This window comes from Parcubacteria group bacterium CG10_big_fil_rev_8_21_14_0_10_36_14, assembly GCA_002772895.1.
In the GTDB taxonomy this organism is placed as follows: domain Bacteria; phylum Patescibacteriota; class Patescibacteriia.
Map to the genome: position 1 here is coordinate 1 of PFCS01000053.1, position 1201 is coordinate 1201.

The 1201-nt window shown below is 36.5% G+C and carries 2 protein-coding genes; both read left to right on the forward strand.

Going from position 1 to position 1201, the window contains the following annotated elements; translation table 11 throughout:
- The coding region (locus COU51_04260) for a hypothetical protein (protein PIR66376.1) at positions 1 to 802 on the forward strand (802 nt) is incomplete at its 5' end.
- A gap of 1 nt (position 803) precedes the next feature.
- Positions 804 to 1136, forward strand: coding sequence for a hypothetical protein (locus tag COU51_04265; protein ID PIR66377.1), 333 nt, complete (start codon positions 804 to 806; stop codon positions 1134 to 1136).
- Positions 1137 to 1201 lie beyond the last annotated feature (65 nt).

Sequence of the window (1201 nt, forward strand, 5' to 3'; positions counted from 1 at the left end):
AGGCGAAGATGTTTCTGAGGTTGGGCCATCAACACCGGCTAAGATTTTAGGTTTAAAAATTTCTCCAGCCGTGGGTGATATTTTAAATGTTGGTGAAGGAGAAAAAGTAAAAATTAAAAAAATTAAATCTGTTTCTGGGCATCATGAATTAGCAGCTCCTGTTTCTGATGACAATGTTGAAGATAAGAGTCCTAAAGTTAATGTTATTATTAAGACCGACTTCCTGGGCTCAGCTGAGGCAATTGAAGAATCACTGCTGAAATTAAATGGTGAAAAAGTAAAAGTTAAAATTATTTCTAAAGGTTTAGGTTATATTACTGAAGGCGATGTAAAGCGCGCTGAAGATTCTGGTGCCAAAATTTTAGGATTTAACGTTAAAATGTCACCAGCGATTGAAAACTTGGTTCGTGAGAAACAAGTTAGTGTTCAAGTTTTCTCTATCATTTATGATTTAATAAAATACGTTAAGGATGAAATGCAACTTCTAGTTAAACCAGAAATTAATCGCGTTGATTTAGGTCGCTTAAAAGTTTTGGCAATTTTTAGAACGGAAAACGATAGTCAGATTGTTGGTGGTAAAATTTTAGACGGTGTTTTAAGAAACGATTGTTTGATAGAGGTTTATCGGGGTGATAATTTTATTGTTGGCGGCAAGATTAGTCGTTTGCAATCTGGGAAACAAGACGTTAAGGAAGTAGAGAAAGATCAAGAAGCGGGTCTGCGCTTTGAAGGTAAACCAGTTATCGAAGAGGGTGATATTTTAGTAGCCTATCTTGAAGAAAGAATAACTGGAACTATTTAATATGGCTAGCATCGACAGAATAAACAATTTAATATTAGAAGAAACAGCCTCGGCGATTAATCGCGAGGTAAGAATTGAAGATTCTTTAATTACGATTACCAGTGTTCAATGTTCGCCAGATTTAAAAACAGCACACATCGGTTTTTCAGTTTTGCCAGATAAGTTAGCAGGCACTGCGATGCGTAAATTAGAGGCCAGTACTTCCGAGTTAGTCGGCATTTTGCGCAAGCGTACTAAGCTTCGAAAAATCCCTAGGATTATTTGGGAGTTTGATGCGACTGAAAGAGAAGCGAGTAAGATTGAGCAGTTGATTAAGGAGGCTAATGAAGATTAAGAAAGAGAGATTTAATTGTTAGTTTTTAACTCGGTATTTACCGGGTTTTTTGTTGGCTTGGTGAC